Source organism: Winogradskyella sp. (genome assembly GCF_013213975.1).
Taxonomy (GTDB): Bacteria; Bacteroidota; Bacteroidia; order Flavobacteriales; family Flavobacteriaceae; genus Winogradskyella.
In genome coordinates this window covers 1-20318 of sequence record NZ_JABSST010000013.1, presented here as the reverse complement: position 1 = coordinate 20318, position 20318 = coordinate 1, and the positions used below count along the sequence as shown (strand labels likewise).

General features: G+C 36.1%; 15 protein-coding genes and 1 tRNA gene. 12 read left to right on the top strand and 4 right to left on the bottom strand.

All coding sequences use genetic code 11. From position 1 onward, the window contains the following. The first annotated feature begins 97 nt into the window (after positions 1–97). Positions 98–394, top strand: coding sequence for a thioredoxin family protein (locus HRU49_RS02965; RefSeq protein ID WP_296353998.1), 297 nt, complete (start codon positions 98–100; stop codon positions 392–394). Here HRU49_RS02965 and HRU49_RS02960 read toward each other — a convergent pair. Together HRU49_RS02960 and HRU49_RS02955 are read right to left on the bottom strand one after the other, a co-directional pair. Beyond that, the gene (locus HRU49_RS02960) at positions 375–1055 is read right to left on the bottom strand and encodes a polysaccharide deacetylase family protein (protein ID WP_296353995.1); all 681 of its coding nucleotides are present in this window, start codon (positions 1053–1055) and stop codon (positions 375–377) included. The two genes, HRU49_RS02965 and HRU49_RS02960, sit on opposite strands and share 20 nt — an antisense overlap. Before the next feature lie 2 nt (positions 1056–1057). After that, the gene (locus tag HRU49_RS02955) at positions 1058–4498 is read right to left on the bottom strand and encodes a DUF2723 domain-containing protein (RefSeq protein ID WP_296353993.1); all 3441 of its coding nucleotides are present in this window, start codon (positions 4496–4498) and stop codon (positions 1058–1060) included. A 151-nt stretch (positions 4499–4649) separates the two neighbouring features. On the opposite strand from HRU49_RS02955, the gene HRU49_RS02950 reads away from it, so the two are divergent. Next, positions 4650–4722, top strand: a tRNA-Gln gene (locus HRU49_RS02950). Positions 4723–4773: 51 nt separating this feature from the next. On the opposite strand, the gene HRU49_RS02945 is transcribed toward HRU49_RS02950, so the two are convergent. Continuing rightward, positions 4774–5598, bottom strand: a complete 825-nt coding sequence (locus HRU49_RS02945; RefSeq protein WP_296353992.1) for a universal stress protein — start codon at positions 5596–5598, stop codon at positions 4774–4776. A 149-nt stretch (positions 5599–5747) separates the two neighbouring features. Here HRU49_RS02945 and rimP point away from each other — a divergent pair, with 149 nt between their 5' ends. From rimP to infB, 3 genes are all read left to right on the top strand, one after another. Next, a complete protein-coding gene (gene rimP, locus HRU49_RS02940; RefSeq protein ID WP_296354038.1) occupies positions 5748–6212 on the top strand; it encodes a ribosome assembly cofactor RimP in 465 nt (154 codons plus the stop codon). A gap of 12 nt (positions 6213–6224) precedes the next feature. Then, positions 6225–7457: a transcription termination factor NusA gene (gene nusA, locus HRU49_RS02935; RefSeq protein WP_296353990.1), complete on the top strand. Its 1233-nt coding sequence runs from the start codon at positions 6225–6227 to the stop codon at positions 7455–7457. A 68-nt stretch (positions 7458–7525) separates the two neighbouring features. Then, the gene (gene infB / locus HRU49_RS02930) at positions 7526–10198 is read left to right on the top strand and encodes a translation initiation factor IF-2 (RefSeq protein ID WP_296353988.1); all 2673 of its coding nucleotides are present in this window, start codon (positions 7526–7528) and stop codon (positions 10196–10198) included. Positions 10199–10270: 72 nt separating this feature from the next. Here infB and HRU49_RS02925 read toward each other — a convergent pair whose 3' ends face one another. Then, positions 10271–10654, bottom strand: a complete 384-nt coding sequence (locus HRU49_RS02925) for an SPOR domain-containing protein (protein ID WP_296353986.1) — start codon at positions 10652–10654, stop codon at positions 10271–10273. 210 nt (positions 10655–10864) lie between these two features. Between HRU49_RS02925 and HRU49_RS02920 the strand changes: the two genes are divergently transcribed. The 7 genes from HRU49_RS02920 to HRU49_RS02890 all read left to right on the top strand — a co-directional run. Next, on the top strand, positions 10865–12151 hold the full coding sequence (locus HRU49_RS02920) for a c-type cytochrome (protein ID WP_296353984.1): 1287 nt from the start codon (positions 10865–10867) through the stop codon (positions 12149–12151). Positions 12152–12178: 27 nt separating this feature from the next. After that, positions 12179–15298, top strand: coding sequence for a TAT-variant-translocated molybdopterin oxidoreductase (locus HRU49_RS02915; RefSeq protein ID WP_296353983.1), 3120 nt, complete (start codon positions 12179–12181; stop codon positions 15296–15298). Positions 15299–15328: 30 nt separating this feature from the next. Then, complete coding sequence (gene nrfD, locus HRU49_RS02910) at positions 15329–17065, top strand: NrfD/PsrC family molybdoenzyme membrane anchor subunit (protein WP_296353981.1); 1737 nt, start codon at positions 15329–15331, stop codon at positions 17063–17065. A gap of 8 nt (positions 17066–17073) precedes the next feature. Beyond that, positions 17074–17613, top strand: coding sequence for a DUF3341 domain-containing protein (locus HRU49_RS02905; protein ID WP_296353979.1), 540 nt, complete (start codon positions 17074–17076; stop codon positions 17611–17613). Position 17614: 1 nt separating this feature from the next. After that, positions 17615–18175: a cytochrome c gene (locus HRU49_RS02900; protein WP_296353977.1), complete on the top strand. Its 561-nt coding sequence runs from the start codon at positions 17615–17617 to the stop codon at positions 18173–18175. Positions 18176–18197: 22 nt separating this feature from the next. Beyond that, positions 18198–19568 (top strand): quinol:cytochrome C oxidoreductase, encoded by a 1371-nt coding sequence (locus tag HRU49_RS02895; RefSeq protein ID WP_296353975.1) that lies wholly within the window; start codon positions 18198–18200, stop codon positions 19566–19568. Positions 19569–19593: 25 nt separating this feature from the next. Next, a partial coding sequence (locus HRU49_RS02890) for a cytochrome c oxidase subunit II transmembrane domain-containing protein (RefSeq protein WP_296353973.1) occupies positions 19594–20318 on the top strand: 725 nt, incomplete at its 3' end.

Below are 20318 nucleotides of genomic sequence, written 5' to 3'. Positions count from 1 at the left end.
AATTCCTTATTTTTATAATGCTGATAACAAACAAAATACAGTCAGCTTCTAAAAAGTACAACTGGTTTGTAAGCAAGTTTGACTAAATTCATACAGTATGTCAAAATTTGGGGAATTAATAGATGTCGATATTCCAGTCCTATTAGACTTCTATACAGAATGGAACGATCAATCCATTGCCATGCATCCGATTCTTAGAGATGTAGCCGCTGCATTAGGAGATAAGGCCAGAATAATTAAGATTGATGTTGATAAAAACAAAGAACTAGCAGAAGCACTGCGCGTTAAAGGTTTACCAACTTTAATCATTTATAAAAATGGCGAAATGAAATGGCGTCATAGCGGTGAGCAAGATGCCAATACGCTTATTGGTGTTATGCAAGATTATGTTTAGTTAAGGCCTTAAATTGAAACCCTTTTTCACAGTAATATTCCAAGACCTTTGGCAATGTATATTGTAAATTTCGTGAAGCTTTTACACTATCATGAAATACAATGATACTTCCAGAGTTGGCTGCAGATATGACATTATTATAGCATTGTTGCTCAGATACTGATTTATCCCAATCATAAGAAAGGACGTCCCATAAGATAATCTTATAACCTAACTTTTGGAGGGTTTTACTTTGCTTGGTTTTTAATTTACCATACGGAGGTCTAAACAATTTTAAAGTATCTGTACTTAGGCCTTGAGATTTGGAGTTTTGAATTTGAAAGGTCATCACTGAATCACATAACTCTATATTGTTCACATAAATCGTTGTCTTGACTTTCCAGCCTTTTAAGTGGTCATAAGTGTGATTAGCCACCACATGACCTTCTTCAAGGACATTTTGAAAAATTTCTGAATGTGATTCAATATTCTTACCGATGCAAAAGAAGGTCGCTTTAGCATTATAAGCTTTTAATTGCTCAAGTACCCAAGGTGTAATCTCAGGTGTTGGACCATCGTCAAATGTTAGATATAATGTTTTGTCTTCAGTATTTACATTCCATACAAAGTTAGGCAGTAGGGTCTTTACAATTCCAGGTGTTTTTGCAGGAATGATTTTCATTTTTACTCTTCAGGTGCTATAGTATCTTGAATACTATCTTTGAGAATAGTATTAATATCAATGTCATTAAGTGGTTCAACGTCCTCTTCATCAGGACCTAAAAATTCATCTAATAGGCTAAGGAAGTTGTTGTATTTTTTCATTTCTTCCATAGCAAATTCTTTATCCTGATACACAAATAAGATATCTACTAATGCTCTATAACGTTGTATGTCTAAATAAATATCTTCTATTAATCGAATTTGATCATCTTTGTCTAAACCACCATAATAAAGTATGTTTTCTTGGTATATTTTTGAAACCTCTTTAAACAATGCTCTACCTTTTTCTTTATTACCTACTTCGTAATATGCACTGATGTAAGGTTCTAATAAGGAATGGAAACCAAACTTATCAACTGGCATTTTTTCCATTGCTATATCTGCAATCTCTTCAGCTTCTTTCAATTTATCTTCATTAATCAATGACTCAATCAAACGGGCTAAATTTCCTCTAAAGGTAATACCATTACGTCTGGTTTCAATATCATGGTAGATGTCTTCACCGCTTCCGCCCCAGTCCCATGTTTTAACCATGTCGTACATAAGGTCCGGGTCAACACGTCCCATATCATAAGGATTTGCTCTATCTACTGGAGTTTTAATAGGTACCAGTTTGTAACACATACCATCTAATTGTAAATAATCTTTTAGCCAAACATAATCATCAGCACCAAAAGCACCACCAGTAAAATAGATTGGACGTTCCCAATTGTTGTTGGCAATGATATCGAGCATTAACAATCTGTTTTTATAAATGTAACTGCCTTCAATTTCTGCATATAAGTTATCTTCAATCTTATCCGCATCTTTAGATTTTACAATGCCATTTTTAAGTACAGTTTCTTTGTTAACAGGAATACTAATGTGACGTGTTGGGAAATAATTTGTACTTAATAAATGATTTGGATATTGCCTCGGATCTTCGCCCTGACGCTCTAGCACGTATTTAAATTTAGTTGTTGGTTTTTCACTAGAGACAAAGTCCATAAAGTCTTTTATGGATAAGGTGTCTTTGGTAATTTCTCTTCTTATAATAACATCTCTATTACCACCTCGATATTGTTTGTGGGTTAATTGAGAAGGAATAGGATCACTTTCATACGCCTTACGCTTCATCTGATCAATATACCAATCAGTCTGGAACAAACTCGTATTAACGACACGAACATCGGTGCGGACCCCTTCTATTTCTTGTAAATACCAAAGGGGGAATGAGTCATTATCACCTATGGTAAATAGTATAGAATTAGGAGCGCAAGATTCTAAATATTTACGAGCCATAGCATTAGCTGTATATTTTCCTGACCTATCATGATCATCCCAATTGTTAGCGGCTAAAATTCCTGGAATGATAATGATGCACACTAATGTAATTACTGGTGCTAATAATTGTGACTTAACACGAGTCTTCAATAAATCATAAATGGCATAAACACCAAATCCAATCCAAATAGCAAAGACATAGAAGGAGCCAACTACAGAATAATCACGTTCACGAGGTTCAAAAGGTCTAATATTCGTGTAAAATTGAATTGCCAACCCTGTTAAAAGGAAGAATACCAGTAGTACCCAAAACCGTTTTGCATCAGTATACATTAAAAAGAAAAAGCCAATTAATCCTAGAATCAGCGGTAAAAAGTAGTAGGTGTTTCTGGCTTTATTTTCTAAAACCTCTGTTGGTAGGTTGTCTTGAGATACTCCCAAGTGAAGTTCATCAATAAATTTAATTCCTGAGATCCAGTTCCCATTAAAATCATCATATTTTCCTTGAATATCGTTTTGCCTTCCAGTAAAATTCCACATAAAATAACGCCAGTACATGTAACCAAACTGATATTGAAACATATAAGCTAAGTTGTCTGTAAATGACGGTTTTTCTATTTCTAAATACTGTTGTCCATAATTTCTTAAAAAACGGTCGTAACCTTCATAGTCTACCTCACCATTTCTAATATCATTTCTAAATTTATTAACCACCTGATCAATACGTCGCTTCTCTTGGATTGCATATTGTCCAGCTTGTTCGGACACAAACTCGTCAGCTTCAGTTTCGCTTAAACCTTGTTTTAAGGCATCTTGCATGAAAGCATTGTAAGCTTCGTTGTAGGCACGCGTTTGTACATTAGCATTTACTTTGAAATTAATAAGTCCAGTAAACATCATGTAATTTTCAGCATGTTCGCTACTCCACATTCTTGGCAGAATTGAGGCATGATCGTGATTATAATTTTGCTTACTGCCTTCCCATTGATTTATGATTACATATTCTCCTAACTCATCATCGCGCTCATAATTCTTTTTATCATCAACAAATGGTTTATCTTCATCAGCACCAGAGTAGATTTCTGTAAACTGTGGGCCGTAAAACAAATGTGTTTCTGGATACTGTTCTAAGTTATAATAAGCTAAAAGCTCTCGTGCATCCGAAGGATTGTTTTCATTAATAATAACATTAGCATTGGCTCTAATAGGTAGCATCATCCAAGAAGAGAAACCCATAAAAATAAACATTAAGCACAATACCAATGTATTGATATGAATGAGTCCTTTTTTTCTAGTATAGTTAAGCCCAAAGTAAAACAAACCAATGACCATTAAACCCGTAATAATGGTTCCTGAATTAAAAGGCAAGCCAATAGAATTTACAAAGAACACTTCAAGATTTCCAAAAAGTTTAAGTGTTGAGGGTAATAGTAACTTAAAGATAAATAATAAGATGGCAGCCGAAGCAATATTAGCAATGATAAAATTCTTTATGGTAATGGTCTTGTAATTTTTAAAATAGTAGATAAGACCAATGGCAGGAATGGTAAGTAATCCCATAAAATGTACACCAAAAGATAACCCAATGATAAAGGCAATTAAAATTAGCCAGCGATTACCTCTTGGCTTAAGCATGTCCTGTTCCCAGCGTAAGGCAAGATAAAACATTACGGACATGATTAGTGTAGCCATAGCATAAACCTCAGTCTCTACTGCATTAAACCAAAAAGAGTCTGTAAATGTAAACGATAATGCACCTGCCAAGGCACTGCCTAATACAGCTATACCTTTATTAGCATTGGAGTTTTTGTCGTATTTAACCAACTTCACTAAAAGCATACTAATGGTCCAAAACATGAACAAGATGGTAAATGCACTCGCTGTTGCACTCATGAGGTTCATAATCATACCAATTTGCTCAGGTTCTAAGGCAAACATGGAGAAAAAAGCACCTAACATTTGAAATAAGGGTGCTCCTGGTGGGTGACCAACTTGTAATTTAGATGAGGTTAAAATATACTCGCCTGCATCCCAAAAACTAACGGTAGGTTCAATGGTTAAAGCGTATGTTATAAATGCTACTGCAAATGCAAACCACGCTAAAATCGTGTTCCATTTTTTAAAGTTAAAATATGTCATGTAAACCTTGCTTATTAATGCTGGCGAATTTACTAATTATTATAGTAAAGCCTACATTTTTAAGTTAACGTTAAGTAATTTAGATTATTTTTCTTTATTTTTTTTGTCCAAGACAAACTTTGTTTTAAATTTGCACCCTCATTTATGATATTGGCCTATGGTGTAACTGGCAACACGTCTGGTTTTGGTCCAGAAGAGTCTAGGTTCGAGCCCTAGTAGGCCAACAAAAAATCCTAATCGATTCGATTAGGATTTTTTATTTCATTTCGTTTGGCTCAAATCTTAAACGTAATGACTGGCCTGTTGGCATGGTTCACTAAATCTTCACTAATACTGCTATTGAAGAAGTGTGCAATGCCTTGTCTACCATGGGTACTTATTCCAATAAGATCAGCATCAATTTCTTTTGAGAAATTCAAAATACCCTGTTCAACACTCGTGTCATTATGAACGTTAATAGTATACTTTTCAAAGGATTGACCAGAAATAAAATCGCTAATTCTTCTGCGAGCGTCATATGTGGTAATAAAGTTGTTGGCTGTATTAACTAACAATAAATGAATTTTAGCGTTAAAAAGCTCTGCAAATTTAATAGCTTGTTTATAAGTTTCTCTATTATCATTTTTAAAGTCAGATGCAAAAACAAAATCACGAATAATAAAACTCGAATGATGATTCTTAATGACCATAACAGGGACATCGGAAGATCTTACAACTTTCTCAGCATTAGAGCCAATGAACATTTCTTTAATTCCTGATGCACCATGAGACCCCATAACTATCAGGTCGATTTCAAATTCTTTACACGTATCTTTAATTTCATTAAAAGTAATATCTGCCTTTACAGTTTCATGCACAGTAACTCCTTCTAAATAATCACTAGCAATTAAATCTTCGAATTTTTTGTGTGCCAGTTTCATAAAGAATAAGGCTTCGGGAATATCGCTTTGAACTGCACCTGGATCGATATGCTGCATAGGTATTTCCATCATATGTAACAGATATATTTCGGCATCGTATTTTCGTGCTAACATTGCAGCAATTTTAAGGGCATTTTCAGCTTGCTCTGAAAAATCAGTCGGTACGAGAATTTTATTCATAGATCATTGATTTATTAGTCTTATAAATTTAGGAAAATAATTGCATTTTATTAGCCTTTGACAAATACATTAAATGTTGTATATTTGCAACGTTATTTACAAAAATGAATACGCGAGAGGACGAAAAGTCCTCTCTTTTTATATCACATATGTTTAAAAAGACAGTTGAGGATTTATTGCAAAAAGCATTGGAAGAGCGATCTGATCTATTTTTAATAGATTTTAGTATGTCTACTGATAATGCTATTAAAATTGTAATAGACGGAGATAAAGGGGTTTTGGTAGAAGATTGTATGTTTGTAAGCCGAGCCATAGAGCATAACTTAGATAGAGATGAGCATGATTTTGCTTTACAAGTGTTATCCTCTGGTGCTACATCACCTCTCATTATGCCAAGACAGTATAATAAACACGTTGGTAGGCATTTGGAAATAAAAACGGTAGAAGGAAGAATAATCGAAGGGCAACTTATCAATGCAAACGATGACGGTGTTCTTTTAAAGTGGAAAACACGAGAATCCAAGCCAGTTGGGAAAGGGAAAGTGACTGTGACCAAAGAGGCTAACATAGCCTTTGAGAGTATTAAAGAAGCAAAAGTTAAGATAAAATTTTAATTCATATCAATTATGGAAAATGTAGCATTAATTGAATCATTTTCAGAATTTAAGGACGATAAGTTAATCGATAGAGTTACGCTGATGGCGATTCTTGAAGATGTATTGCGTAATGCATTGAAGAAAAAATATGGTGACGATGATAACTTTGATATTATTATCAATCCAGATAAAGGGGATTTGGAAATTTGGAGAAACCGTATTGTTGTTGCAGATGGAGAGGTAGAAGATCCAAATCAAGAAATAGCATTATCTGAAGCGCAGAAAATCGAACCAGATTTTGAAGTTGGTGAAGATGTTGCAGAAGAAGTAAAGTTAGTGGATCTCGGTAGACGTTCTATTTTGGCATTAAGGCAAAATTTAATATCTAAGATTCATGAGCATGATAATACTAACATCTATAAGCAATTTAAAGAATTAGAAGGCGAAATTTATACTGCTGAGGTCCACCATATTCGTCACAGAGCTATTATTCTTTTGGATGATGATGGTAATGAAATTATTCTTCCAAAGGATAGACAAATTCCTTCAGATTTCTTTAGAAAAGGTGAAAATGTTCGTGGAATAATTGAAAGTGTTGAATTAAAGGGAAGCAAACCAGCGATCATTATGTCTAGGACATCACCATTGTTCTTAGAGAAGTTGTTTGAGCAAGAGATTCCAGAAGTATTTGATGGATTGATTACTGTAAAAAAGGTAGTGCGTATTCCTGGTGAAAAGGCTAAGGTTGCTGTGGATTCTTATGATGATAGAATTGATCCGGTTGGTGCTTGTGTTGGTATGAAAGGATCTCGTATTCATGGTATTGTTCGTGAATTAGGAAATGAAAATATCGATGTTATAAACTACACCAATAACTTGCAGCTTTTTGTAACTAGAGCATTAAGTCCTGCGCGTGTAACTTCATTAAAATTAGATGAAGAAAACATGCGCGCAGAAGTGTTATTAAAGCCAGAAGAAGTTTCTAAAGCTATTGGTAGGGGAGGTCACAACATACGTTTGGCAGGCCAATTAACTGGTTATGAGATCGATGTCTTTAGAGAAGGGGCAGAGGAAGATGTTGAATTAAAAGAATTCTCTGATGAAATCGAAGAATGGATCATTAAAGAATTTAGTAAAGCTGGGTTAGATACAGCAAAAAGTATTTTAGAACAAGACGTTACAGATTTAGTGAAACGTACAGATCTAGAAGAAGAAACAATAGAAGAAGTTATTCGAATTCTTAGGGAAGAGTTTGAAGACTAAACAATTTAACTTTAAAAGTAGGTAGAAGTTAAGTTGATAAAACAGATTTAAGTATATTACGGCAATTTATGGCTCAAATTAGAATTAATAAAGTATTAAGAGAACTGAATATCTCATTAGATCGTGCTGTGGATTTTTTAGAATCCAAGGGTATTGAGATTGAGAAGAGTCCTAATACAAAAATTTCGCAAGAGGTTTATGATACGCTTTCTGACGAATTTCAGACCGATGCAACGAAGCGTGAAAAAGCTCAAGAAGTAAGTGAAGCAAAGCTAAAAGAGAAAGAAGAGCTTCGTGAACAACGTGAGCGCGAAATTGAAGAAAAAGAAAAGCAGGAGTCGAAGAAAGAAACAGTTGTTAAGGCTAAGGTAGAATTAAGTGGTCCAAAACAAATTGGTAAAATTGAATTGGATAAAAAGCCAAAAGCTAAACCTGAGGAAAAACCAAAAGAAGAAGCTCCAGTTAAGGAAGAAAAAAAGCCTATTGCAAAGGAGGAAGAACCTGCTAAACCAAGTAAGGAGGAGAAACTTAAGAAAGAAACTGCTAAAGTAGAGGCCCAACCTACAGAGCCTGCTGAGGAAACTATTAAAACACAGTATAAAAAATTATCTGGACCGATAACGACAGGTAAAAAAATAGATCTTTCTCAGTTCAATAAACCTAAAAAGAAGAAAGAGGAGAAAAAACCGGATGCGTCTAATGATGTTAATAAGCGTAAAAGACGTCGTATTAGTAAAGGTGGAAATAATTCAGGAGGAGGGCGACCTAACTTCGATAATAGACGAGGAGGAAAAGGAAGAGGTAATGCAAGACCGAAGGTGGTTAAGGAGGAGCCAAGTGAAGAGGAAGTACAAAAACAAGTAAGAGAAACCCTTGAAAAACTTCAGGGTAAAACAAATAAAGGCAAAGGTGCCAAGTATCGCAGAGAGAAAAGAGATCAGCATCGTCAGCAGACGGAGATGGATCAGGAACTTGCAGCAGCAGAAAGTAAAACGCTTAAAGTAACTGAGTTTGTTACTGTAAGTGAAGTGGCAACTATGATGGATGTTGGTGTTACACAGGTCATTTCTGCATGTATGTCTCTTGGAATGATGGTAACAATGAATCAAAGACTTGATGCAGAAACTTTAACCATAGTTGCTGAAGAGTTTGGTTTTGATGTAGAATTTGTAACGGCTGATATCGAAGAAGCGATAGAAGAAGTTGAAGATAGACCAGAAGATTTAAAACCAAGAGCACCTATTGTTACCGTAATGGGCCACGTTGATCATGGTAAAACTTCTTTATTAGATTACATCCGTGAAGAAAATGTAATCGCAGGAGAATCTGGCGGAATTACACAGCACATAGGTGCTTATGGAGTACAACTTGATAGTGGGCAAAAGATAGCATTTTTAGATACCCCTGGGCACGAGGCCTTTACGGCGATGCGTGCACGTGGAGCTCAGGTTACTGATATTGCCATTATTGTTGTTGCAGCAGATGACGCCATCATGCCACAAACTAAAGAAGCAATTTCTCATGCTCAGGCAGCTGGTGTTCCTATTGTATTTGCAATTAATAAAATTGATAAGCCAGATGCTAATCCTGATAAGGTTAAAGAAGGTTTAGCAAATATGAATTTGCTGGTAGAAGATTGGGGTGGTAAAATCCAATCTCATGATATTTCTGCCAAGTTTGGAACTGGTGTCAACGAACTATTAGAAAAAGTGCTTTTAGAAGCTGAATTACTTGAATTAAAGGCAAATCCTAGTAAGCCTGCTACCGGAACGGTTGTTGAAGCTTATTTAGATAAAGGACGCGGTTATGTTTCGACGATTTTAGTACAAGCGGGTACGTTACGTGTTGGTGATTACGTTCTAGCGGGTAAGAACAGCGGAAAAGTAAAAGCCATGCAGGATGAGCGTGGTAATGACGTTAAAGAAGCGGGACCAGCAACTCCGGTATCAATCCTAGGGCTTGACGGGGCACCGCAAGCAGGTGATAAATTCAATGTCTTTGAAGACGAGCGCGAAGCTAAGCAAATTGCAGCGAAACGCACACAATTACAACGCGAGCAGTCGGTTAGAACAACTAAGCATACCACACTTGATGAAATTGGTAGACGTATCGCACTAGGTAATTTTAAAGAATTAAATATAATCCTTAAAGGTGATGTAGACGGTTCTGTTGAAGCATTAACAGATTCGTTCCAAAAGTTATCTACGGAAGAAATAGAGGTGAAAATTATTCACAAAGGAGTTGGAGCCATCACAGAGAGTGATGTGTTGTTAGCAACAGCATCTGATGCTATTATTATTGGGTTTAATGTAAGGCCAGTAGGTAATGCTCGAAATATTGCAGATAAAGAAGAAATAGATATCAGAACATACTCAATTATCTATGATGCCATCAATGATCTTAAAGATGCAATGGAAGGTATGTTATCGCCTGAGCTTAAGGAGGAGGTCACTGGTACCGCAGAAATTAGAGAAACCTTTAAAATTTCTAAGATTGGAACTATTGCTGGTTGTATGGTTACCAATGGAAAAATATTCAGGAATTCTGGTGTAAGGTTAATCAGGGATGGTGTAGTTGTGCATACTGGAGAATTATTGTCTTTGAAACGATTTAAAGACGATGTTAAAGAGGTTTCTAAAGGCTACGATTGTGGTATGCAAGTTAAAGGCTATAATGACATCAAGGAAGGTGATATCATCGAAGCGTTCCAAGAAGTAGAGGTTAAAAAGAAACTGAAATAAATGGTCTTTTTAAGACATAAAAAGCCGACAATTATTGTCGGCTTTTTTTACATCATAATCTAATTTTGTAGGCTATTTTTTATCAGATTTTGGCTGGAAAATAATAGCATTCATGTAATGCTTTTTGATTTTTAACAACGCTCTGTCCGCTTCTAAACGGGTCGCAAAATTCCCAACCCAAACTTTATAATTAGGTGTGTTCCAAACAATATCTACTGGCCACTTATCATAAGCATTCAAAAAATTAGATTTTTCGCGCTGAGCTTTATCAGGATCAATACTTTGAAACACCTGTATTTTAAATACTTTCGTTGTTTTTATGTCTTTTTTATACTCTAGTAATTTATCGATATCACTATCCTGCTCAATCTTAACCTTTCCTGCTTGGGCTGCTAATGTTAAACTAAACATAAGTGTTAGAAAAGTAATGCTGAATTGTTTGATTTTGAGCGTCATAATTTTGATTTTAAATGCAAAGTTATACTAATAAATGTAAATGCTTAAAATATGTTATTTAGAATTGGTATAAATTATATATTAACACTTCTGTAACATTCCTAAAATCGACTTTATATCTTACTTTTGCATGAGTTTTTAGTAACATGTTTTTTCATGTTTTAAATGAAAAAATCGTACCAAAATTTAGAAGATAATTCAACTAATAATATGAAACAGGTAATCTACCGTAATTTAACCTCAACGATACTTCATTTAGGTTTTATTTTATTACTCACGTTTTCAACCTCAGTTATAGCTCAAGAAGGTGATCCAGCAAACGGAAAGGCTTTATTTAATGCCAATTGTGCGGCATGTCACAAATTAGATAGAGATATGACGGGTCCAATGCTTAGAAATGTAGAAGCGAGATTGGCAGAAGAAGAAGGTTTGGATAGGACTTGGCTTAATTCATGGATTAGAAATAGTTCAGGGTTAATTAAATCAGGTGATGCCTATGCTAATAAAGTTTACAATAAGTGGAACAAAACTGCTATGACAGCGTTTCCGCAGCTAAGTGATCAGGATATCTCAGATATTTTAGCTTACACTGCTCAGCCAAAACCTGAACCTGTAGTTCTTGAACAAGTAAATATTGACGGAGGTGGCGGAGAAGCTGGGGTGTCTAATAATTTAATTCTTGGTGCTCTAGCATTATTATTTGGGTTGTTGGCATTGGCTTTAATCTTAGTAAAACGTACTCTAAATCGTTTTGCAGAAGCTAAAGGATTAGAAGTTGTTAAAGAGAAGCGTACACCGCTTTGGAAGGCCTTTGCCCAAAATCAATTTTTGTTATTAGTAACGGCAATCTTCTTTTTGTTAGCGAGTGGATATTTTGTTTACGGGTACTTAATGCAAGTAGGTGTTGACCAAGGATATGAGCCGGTTCAGCCGATTCATTATTCTCATAGAATTCACGCTGGTGATAATGGTATCGACTGCAAATATTGTCATTCTTCAGCAAGAGTGAGTAAGCACTCAGGAATCCCGTCGTTAAACATCTGTATGAATTGTCATAAAGCCATTGCGAATGTTGCACCAGAGACATTAGCAGAAGGTAAATCAGAATACGGTGTGGATTATGATGCGGAAATTCAGAAATTATATGATGCTGTCGGATGGAATGGCACAGGGTATACTGGAGAATCTAAACCGGTAAAATGGATCCGTATTCATAACCTTCCAGATTTTGCATACTTCAATCACTCACAGCACGTCTCTGTGGCTGGTATTGAGTGTCAGACTTGTCACGGTCCAGTTGAAGAAATGGAAATTATGTATCAGCATTCTCCATTAACAATGGGTTGGTGTATCAACTGTCATAGAGAAACCAATGTAAAAGTTAAAGACAACGGTTACTATACTAAAATTCATGAAGAATTGTCAAAGAAGTATGGTGTTGATCAGTTAACTGCGGCACAAATGGGTGGATTAGAATGTGGTAAGTGCCATTATTAAATTTAATAAGAAGTAATTCATAATTATATGTCATCAAACAAGAAATACTGGAAAAGTGTTGAAGAGCTTAACGAGAATAGCTCTATTGTTGAGACGCTACAACAAAATGAGTTTGTGGAAGAAATTCCAACGGATGAGTTTTTAGGGGATAAAGAATCGTTAGGGTCTTCGTCTACTACGCGTCGTGATTTCTTAAAATACGTAGGTTTCAGTACGGCAGCAGCGTCTTTAGCAGCTTGTGAAGGTCCTGTGATTAAATCAATTCCTTATGTAGTACAACCTACTGAGATTATTCCTGGTGTAGCAAATTACTATGCTACAACTATTGCAAACGGATTTGATTTTGCAAGCGTGTTAGTTAAGACCAGAGAAGGTCGACCTATCAAGATTGAAAACAATACTGATGCGGCAACCAATGGAATGGCTAATGCAAGAGTTCAGGCTTCTGTATTAGAGCTTTATGATAGCCGCAGAGTTAAGACTCCTCAAAAAGGCGAGGTAAGAATTTCTTGGGATGACTTAATGTCTGAGACTACAGCGGCATTAAATGGATTAAGTGACGATAAGCAGATTGTCTTCTTAACGGCAACGATGCCAAGTCCTTCAACGCACAAGTTAATTGCTGAATTCTCAGAAAAATATGGTAATGTGAAGCATGTAGCTTACGATGCTATTTCAGACTCTGCAACATTAGATGCTTACGAAGCAAAATACGGCAAAAGAGGAATGGCTAATTATGATTTCTCAAAGGCCAGAACAATTGTTTCTGTAGGAGCAGATTTCTTAGGGGACTGGCAAGGCGGAGGTTTTGAATCTGGGTACGCTACTAAACGAATTCCAGAGAATGGAAAGATGTCACGTCATATTCAATTTGAATCTAATATGACTTTATCTGGCGCAAATGCAGATAAGCGTGTGCCATTAACACCTAACCAACAAAAATTAGCTTTAGCAAAATTATACAGTTTAGTAGTTGGAGGTTCAGTTAGTGTAGATTTACCAGAAAATATTGCTGCAGCTGTTCAGTCTGCGGCAAATGAAATAAAAACAGCTGGAAGTAATGCTGTTGTGGTAACAGGAATTCAAGATGTTAATGCACAAACTGTTGCATTAGAAATCAATGATCATTTAAATAGTAAAGCATTTGATGCTTCTACAACAATAAAAACTAGACAAGGAAGCGACAAAGCTGTAATGCAACTTGTAGCTGATATGAAAGCTGGCAAAGTTGGTGCAGTGATTATGAATGGTGTTAATCCAATGTATACACTTCCTAATGCAGCTGACTTTAAAGAAGGATTAGATAAGGTGGACTTATCCATTGCATTCGCTTTAAAAGTTGATGAAACGTCCTCAAATTGCGATTATATTGCTGCAGCATCTCATAACCTTGAGTCTTGGGGTGATTTCGAATTAAAGTCTGGACATTATTCATTAATGCAGCCGACTATTCGTCCGTTGTTTGATACGAAGCAATTTCAGGAGGCACTTTTAGTATGGAATGGAAATTCTGCATCATACCGAAATTACTTGAAATCGACATGGACGGCAGATATATTGGATGGTGCATCCTTTAATAAAGCGGTTCAAGCCGGTGTTTTTGTAGGTGCGTCGACATCTAGTGTAGAAGTTGAAGATAATATGACTGATGCTTCAGATGAAGATACATCAGTTGCACCTCGTAGAAATGCAGCAAGAGCACTTGCGCGTTCTGCGAACGCCTCTGGTATGGAACTTTCACTTTACACCAAAACAGGCATGGGTGATGGTCAACAAGCCAATAATCCATGGTTGCAGGAGTTTCCAGACCCTATAACTAGAACAACTTGGGATAACTATTTAACAGTGTCTAAAACTGATGCTGATGCTTTAGGTTTAGAAAACTGGAATGTCGCCAATGGTGGTCTTAATGGTAGTTATGCAAATGTTACAGTTAATGGAGTAACACTTGAGAAGGTGCCAGTAATTGTACAGCCAGGTCAAGCTAAAGGTTCAGTTGGTTTAGCCTTTGGTTATGGTAGAACCTCAGAAGCTTTAATGAAAGAAATGAGAGTTGGAGCTAATGCATATCCACTTTATCAAGGCTTCAATAACGTACAGTCTGTAACTGTTGAGAAAGCTTCTGGTGAGCATGAGTTTGCTTGTGTTCAGTTGCATAATACCTTAATGGGTCGTGGAGATATCATTAAGGAAACAACATTAGAAATATTTAATACTAAGGATAAACACGTTTGGAATAAGGTTCCAGAAGTATCCTTAAATCACATAGAAACTCCTGTAACATCTCCAGATGTTGACTTATGGGAGTCGTTCGATCGTTCAATCGGTCACCATTTCAATTTATCTATTGACTTAAATGCCTGTACAGGTTGTGGTGCTTGTGTAATTGCATGTCACGCAGAAAACAACGTGCCTGTAGTAGGTAAGACTGAAATGAGACGTAGTAGAGATATGCATTGGTTGCGTATTGACAGATACTATTCTTCCGAAGAAACGGGCTTTGAAGGTGATAATGAAAAGAAAGATAATATATCTGGCCTAGGAAGTTCATTGAGTGAGTTTGGTGAGATGGAAAGCCCAGCTGATAATCCTCAAGTCGCTTTCCAACCTGTAATGTGTCAGCATTGTAACCATGCTCCTTGTGAAACTGTTTGTCCAGTTGCTGCAACCGCTCACGGTCGTCAAGGTCAAAACCATATGGCTTACAACCGTTGCGTAGGTACAAGATACTGTGCTAACAACTGTCCATACAAAGTACGTCGTTTCAACTGGTTCTTATATAACAATAACGAAGAGTTTGATTTTAACTATGCGATGAACGATGACTTAGGTAAAATGGTGTTAAATCCAGATGTTACTGTAAGATCTCGTGGTGTAATGGAAAAATGTTCTATGTGTATTCAGAAAACACAAAAGACCATTTTAGATGCCAAAAGAGAAGGTCGACCAGTTAAAGATGGTGAATTCCAAACAGCATGTTCTGCAGCATGTGGGAATGGAGCAATGATATTTGGTGATGTAAATGATAAGGACAGTAAGATTGCAGAATTGAAAGAAGACAACAGAGCGTATCACTTATTAGAGCATGTAGGTACTAAACCGAATGTGGTGTACCAAACTAAGGTAAGAAATACGAAAGAAGCATAAAACTAAAATTAAAGAATCAATTATATAATTATGGCGTCTCATTACGAAGCACCTATTAGAAGACCTTTAGTTACCGGAGAAAAGTCGTATCACGATGTTACTATTGATGTAGCAAGACCGGTTGAAGGCAGAGCAAACAAAGCTTGGTGGATTGTGTTCAGCATTTCTTTGGTTGCATTCCTTTGGGGAATAGGTTGTATTATTTACACTATTTCAACAGGTATTGGAGTTTGGGGTCTTAACAAGACTGTAAACTGGGCTTGGGATATTACTAACTTCGTTTGGTGGGTTGGTATCGGTCACGCTGGTACGCTGATCTCAGCAGTATTGTTATTATTCCGCCAAAAGTGGAGAATGGCAATTAACCGTTCGGCGGAAGCAATGACCATTTTCTCAGTAGTACAGGCAGGTTTATTCCCAATCATACACATGGGTCGTCCATGGTTAGCGTATTGGGTATTACCTATTCCAAATCAGTTTGGATCATTATGGGTTAACTTTAATTCACCATTACTTTGGGACGTATTTGCAATTTCTACATATTTATCTGTATCATTAGTATTCTGGTGGACAGGTTTATTACCGGATTTTGCAATGATAAGAGACAGAGCTGTAAAGCCTTTCCAAAAGAAGATTTATTCATTATTGAGTTTTGGTTGGTCTGGTAGAGCTAAAGATTGGCAACGTTTCGAGGAAGTATCTTTAGTACTTGCAGGTTTAGCAACACCACTTGTACTTTCTGTGCATACTATTGTATCTTTTGACTTCGCAACATCCGTAATTCCAGGTTGGCATACAACGATATTCCCACCGTATTTCGTTGCAGGTGCAATTTTCTCAGGATTCGCAATGGTGAATACTCTGCTCATTATTATGAGAAAGGTATGTAACCTTGAAGATTATATTACTGTACAACACATCGAGTTAATGAATATTGTAATTATGATTACGGGTTCTATTGTTGGTGTGGCTTATATCACAGAGTTATTCATCGCTTGGTATTCTGGTGTAGAATACGAGCAATATGCATTCTTAAACAGAGCAACTGGTCCTTACTGGTGGGCATATTGGGCAATGATGACATGTAACGTATTCTCTCCGCAGTTTATGTGGTTTAAGAAACTAAGAACAAGTATCATGTTCTCTTTCTTTATTTCGATTGTTGTAAATATAGGAATGTGGTTCGAACGTTTCGTAATTATTGTAACGTCATTACACAGAGATTACTTACCATCTTCTTGGACGATGTTTTCCCCAACGTTTGTAGATATTGGAATATTTATAGGAACTATAGGTTTCTTCTTTGTACTTTTCTTACTGTACTCCAGAACATTCCCAGTAATTGCACAAGCTGAGGTAAAGACAATTTTAAAGTCTTCTGGTGAACGTTACAAAAGAATAAGAGAACATGGCGAAAGCTTAGTAGGTACAGGTGCTGATTCAAGAACATCTAATGGGGTTGTTGCAAGTGCGCCTGCAACAAGTACTTCTGATACTGTTGATCATTCTGAGAAGGTTAATAATCTTTTAGGAACTATTGGCTCTTTTGATGCTGAAACGGAAATTGCAGACGATTTAAAGAGGATTAGTGGTGTTGGTCCAAAAATGGAAGATGTACTTAATAGTATCGGTATTTATACTTACCTACAAGTAAGTAAAATGACAAAGGCAGAATACGATTTGTTAGATTCAATCACAGGTTCATTCCCAGGAAGAGCTGAGCGCGATGATTGGGCAGGGCAAGCGAAAAATTTATTAAATAACTAATATAGTCTATGGAAGCTTCAAAAGTAATTCATGCTATTTATACAGATGATGATGTATTAATGTCCGCCGTTAAAAAGGTCAAGGCAGACAACCATCACATTGAGGAGATATATACACCTTTTCCGGTTCACGGATTAGATAAAGCAATGGGCTTAGCTCCAACACGTATCGCAATTACATCATTTATGTATGGATGTGTTGGTTTAACAGTTGCAATTTTAATGATGAATTTTATCATGATTAAAGACTGGCCTCAAGACATTGGTGGGAAACCAAGTTTTAGCTACTTAGAAAATATGCCAGCTTTTGTACCAATTATGTTTGAGCTTACGGTATTTTTTGCTGCGCACTTAATGGTAATTACATTTTACTTAAGAAGTAGAATGTGGCCATTTAAAAAGGCTGAAAACCCAGACCCGAGAACAACAGATGATCATTTCTTAATGGAGATTGCAATTCACGATAACGAATCTGAATTAACGTCTTTGTTGCAAGAAACGGGAGCCGTTGAAATTAATATAGTTGATAAAGACGAAGATGCACATTAATATGAAGACATCCTTAAAATATATCGTAGTACTTGTAATATTAGTAGGACTTGTTTCCTGTAAAAAGGACTCAAGACCAAACTACCAGTATATGCCTAACATGTATGAACCAATTGGTTACGAGGCCTATCAAGAATCTGATGCATTTGCAAATGGTATTGAGGCACAGTTACCAGCAGAAGGAACTATTCCTAGAGGGGATTTTATGCCATACGACATACCAGATACAAATGATGGTTATGAAGAAGCTAAAGTCAACCTTAAGAGTCCATTAGAGTCAACAGAAATAGATTATGCTGAAGCTAAAGTATTATATGAGGTTTACTGTGGCATTTGTCATGGCAACAAAGGAAACGGTAAAGGCTACTTAGTAGAACGTGAAAAGATTTTAGGTGTACCAAGTTATGATGATGTTGGAAGAGCCATCACAACAGGTAGTATATACCATGTTATTTATTACGGAAAAAATACAATGGGATCTTACGCTAACCAATTAAATGAAAATGAGCGTTGGCAAGTAGTGGCTTATGTTGAAAAACTTAAAGCAGATTTAGAAAAATAAGATTTAGATAAAGATTATATAAATGGAATATAAAATTTCAAATCGATTAAGAATAGGCGCAATCATTATGGTGGTTCTAGGACTACTTGGTGTTGGGTATGGCTTCATGGATGCAAATAGTGTCACAGAAGACAACATTTCTGAAGTTTTAGCCGCTGAACATCATGGTCATGGTGATGTTCATGCAACCGGAGCACATGGCGACTCTCATGGAGAAGCCGCTGCACATGGGTCAGAAGCGCATGGTGAAGACCATCATGGCGAAGAAGTTCACGGTAATATGTCGGAGCACGAAGAGCATGCTTTACACCAGATTCATAACAGACCTTGGGCAGCAATATATGTTGGTGCATTCTTTTTCTTTATGATTGCTTTAGGCGTTCTAGCGTTTTATGCGATTCAGTATGCAGCACAAGCAGGATGGTCGCCTGTACTATTCAGAGTAATGGAAGGTATTACAGCCTACGTTTTGCCTGGTGCCGTTATCGTTTTATTAATTGCAGTAGCATCTCACTATCTTGGACATAACAGTATTTTTGTTTGGATGGATCCTGATGTAGTAGCGCATGATAAACTTATACAAGGAAAATCGGGGTGGTTAAATTTACCTTGGTTCATTATTAGAGGTATCATCTTTATTTCAGGTTGGGCATTATATCGTCATTTCTCTAGAAAATTCTCTTTAGCACAAGATGAAGCCGATGATAATAAAAACTTTAAGAAAAACTTTAGAATCTCTGCCGCATTCTTAGTATTCTATATTTATACCGAGTCAATGATGTCTTGGGATTGGATTATGAGTGTAGACCCACACTGGTTCAGTACATTATTTGGATGGTATGTATTTGCAAGTATGTTTGTAAGTGGAATTACAGTTATTGCAATGATATCAATTTACTTAAAATCTAAAGGATTATTAGAATTTGTAAATGATAGTCATATTCATGATTTGGCTAAATTTATGTTTGGTATTAGTATTTTCTGGACATATTTATGGTTCTCACAATTTATGCTCATTTGGTATTCAAATATCCCAGAAGAGGTAACTTATTTTGTGACAAGAATTGAGCATTACAAATTGCCATTCTTCGGAATGTTAGCAATGAATTTTATATTCCCACTATTATTATTAATGAATAGTGACTACAAGCGAATAAATTGGTTTGTAGTTATGGCTGGGATAGTAATTCTATGTGGACATTACTTAGATGTTTTCAACTGGATTATGCCTGCAACCGTAGTGGATAGATGGTTTATTGGCGCACCAGAAATAGGAGCGGTATTATTATTCGGAGGACTTTTCTTATTGGTAGTATTCACTGCATTAGGTAAGGCTCCGTTGCTCGCAAAACGAAATCCATTTATGAAGGAAAGTGAACATTTCCATTATTAATTATTAAAAAAGAACAGAAACGATAATGACTCCTTTATTAACGATTATAATTGTACTCTTTGTAGCTGTTGCAATATGGCAACTTGTAAAGATTTTTGATTTAGCGCAAGCTGGTTCTGAAAACTCATCAATCGCTACCGATAAAGACAATAGGATTAATGGCTATTTAATGATGGGCTTTTTAATCTTTATCTATGTTATTACCATCCTATGTTTTTACTATTTAGGTGATTTACCTTTAATGTCTAACTCAGCATCTGAGCATGGCCCTGAAATTGATAACCTAATGGGTATTTCCATGGTTATCATCTTTATTGTTCAAATAGTAACTCAATTTTTGTTACACTATTTTGCTTTTAAATACAAAGGTGAAAAGGGTAAAAAAGCTGTTTTCTATGCAGACAACAATAAACTTGAGGCTATCTGGACAGGTATTCCTGTAATTGTATTAGCTGGTTTAATTATGTATGGGTTATTTACATGGAATGATATTATGACTATAGGCACAGAAGATGATCCTATGGTTGTAGAATTATATGCTCAACAATTTAACTGGAAAGCACGTTATGGCGGTGAAGACAATGTGCTTGGTAAGGCCAATGTTAGATTAATTGATATAGATAGAGCTAACATTCTAGGAGTAGCAGAAGATGATCCAAATGCTCAAGATGATGTTATTGTTACAGAGTTACATTTACCAGTGGGTAAACCTGTGTTATTTAAAATGCGTTCTCAAGATGTATTGCATTC

What these genes read in the sequence shown, in the direction of transcription:
- HRU49_RS02920 (WP_296353984.1), top strand. Translation starts at nt 10,865, where the DNA reads ATGAAACAGGTAATCTACCGTAATTTAACCTCAACGATACTTCATTTA.
- HRU49_RS02925 (WP_296353986.1), bottom strand. Translation starts at nt 10,654, where the DNA reads ATGACGCTCAAAATCAAACAATTCAGCATTACTTTTCTAACACTTATG.
- HRU49_RS02900 (WP_296353977.1), top strand. Translation starts at nt 17,615, where the DNA reads ATGAAGACATCCTTAAAATATATCGTAGTACTTGTAATATTAGTAGGA.
- HRU49_RS02895 (WP_296353975.1), top strand. Translation starts at nt 18,198, where the DNA reads ATGGAATATAAAATTTCAAATCGATTAAGAATAGGCGCAATCATTATG.
- nrfD (WP_296353981.1), top strand. Translation starts at nt 15,329, where the DNA reads ATGGCGTCTCATTACGAAGCACCTATTAGAAGACCTTTAGTTACCGGA.
- HRU49_RS02960 (WP_296353995.1), bottom strand. Translation starts at nt 1,055, where the DNA reads ATGAAAATCATTCCTGCAAAAACACCTGGAATTGTAAAGACCCTACTG.
- HRU49_RS02955 (WP_296353993.1), bottom strand. Translation starts at nt 4,498, where the DNA reads ATGACATATTTTAACTTTAAAAAATGGAACACGATTTTAGCGTGGTTT.
- nusA (WP_296353990.1), top strand. Translation starts at nt 6,225, where the DNA reads ATGGAAAATGTAGCATTAATTGAATCATTTTCAGAATTTAAGGACGAT.
- HRU49_RS02945 (WP_296353992.1), bottom strand. Translation starts at nt 5,598, where the DNA reads ATGAATAAAATTCTCGTACCGACTGATTTTTCAGAGCAAGCTGAAAAT.
- infB (WP_296353988.1), top strand. Translation starts at nt 7,526, where the DNA reads ATGGCTCAAATTAGAATTAATAAAGTATTAAGAGAACTGAATATCTCA.
- rimP (WP_296354038.1), top strand. Translation starts at nt 5,748, where the DNA reads ATGTTTAAAAAGACAGTTGAGGATTTATTGCAAAAAGCATTGGAAGAG.
- HRU49_RS02915 (WP_296353983.1), top strand. Translation starts at nt 12,179, where the DNA reads ATGTCATCAAACAAGAAATACTGGAAAAGTGTTGAAGAGCTTAACGAG.
- HRU49_RS02905 (WP_296353979.1), top strand. Translation starts at nt 17,074, where the DNA reads ATGGAAGCTTCAAAAGTAATTCATGCTATTTATACAGATGATGATGTA.
- HRU49_RS02965 (WP_296353998.1), top strand. Translation starts at nt 98, where the DNA reads ATGTCAAAATTTGGGGAATTAATAGATGTCGATATTCCAGTCCTATTA.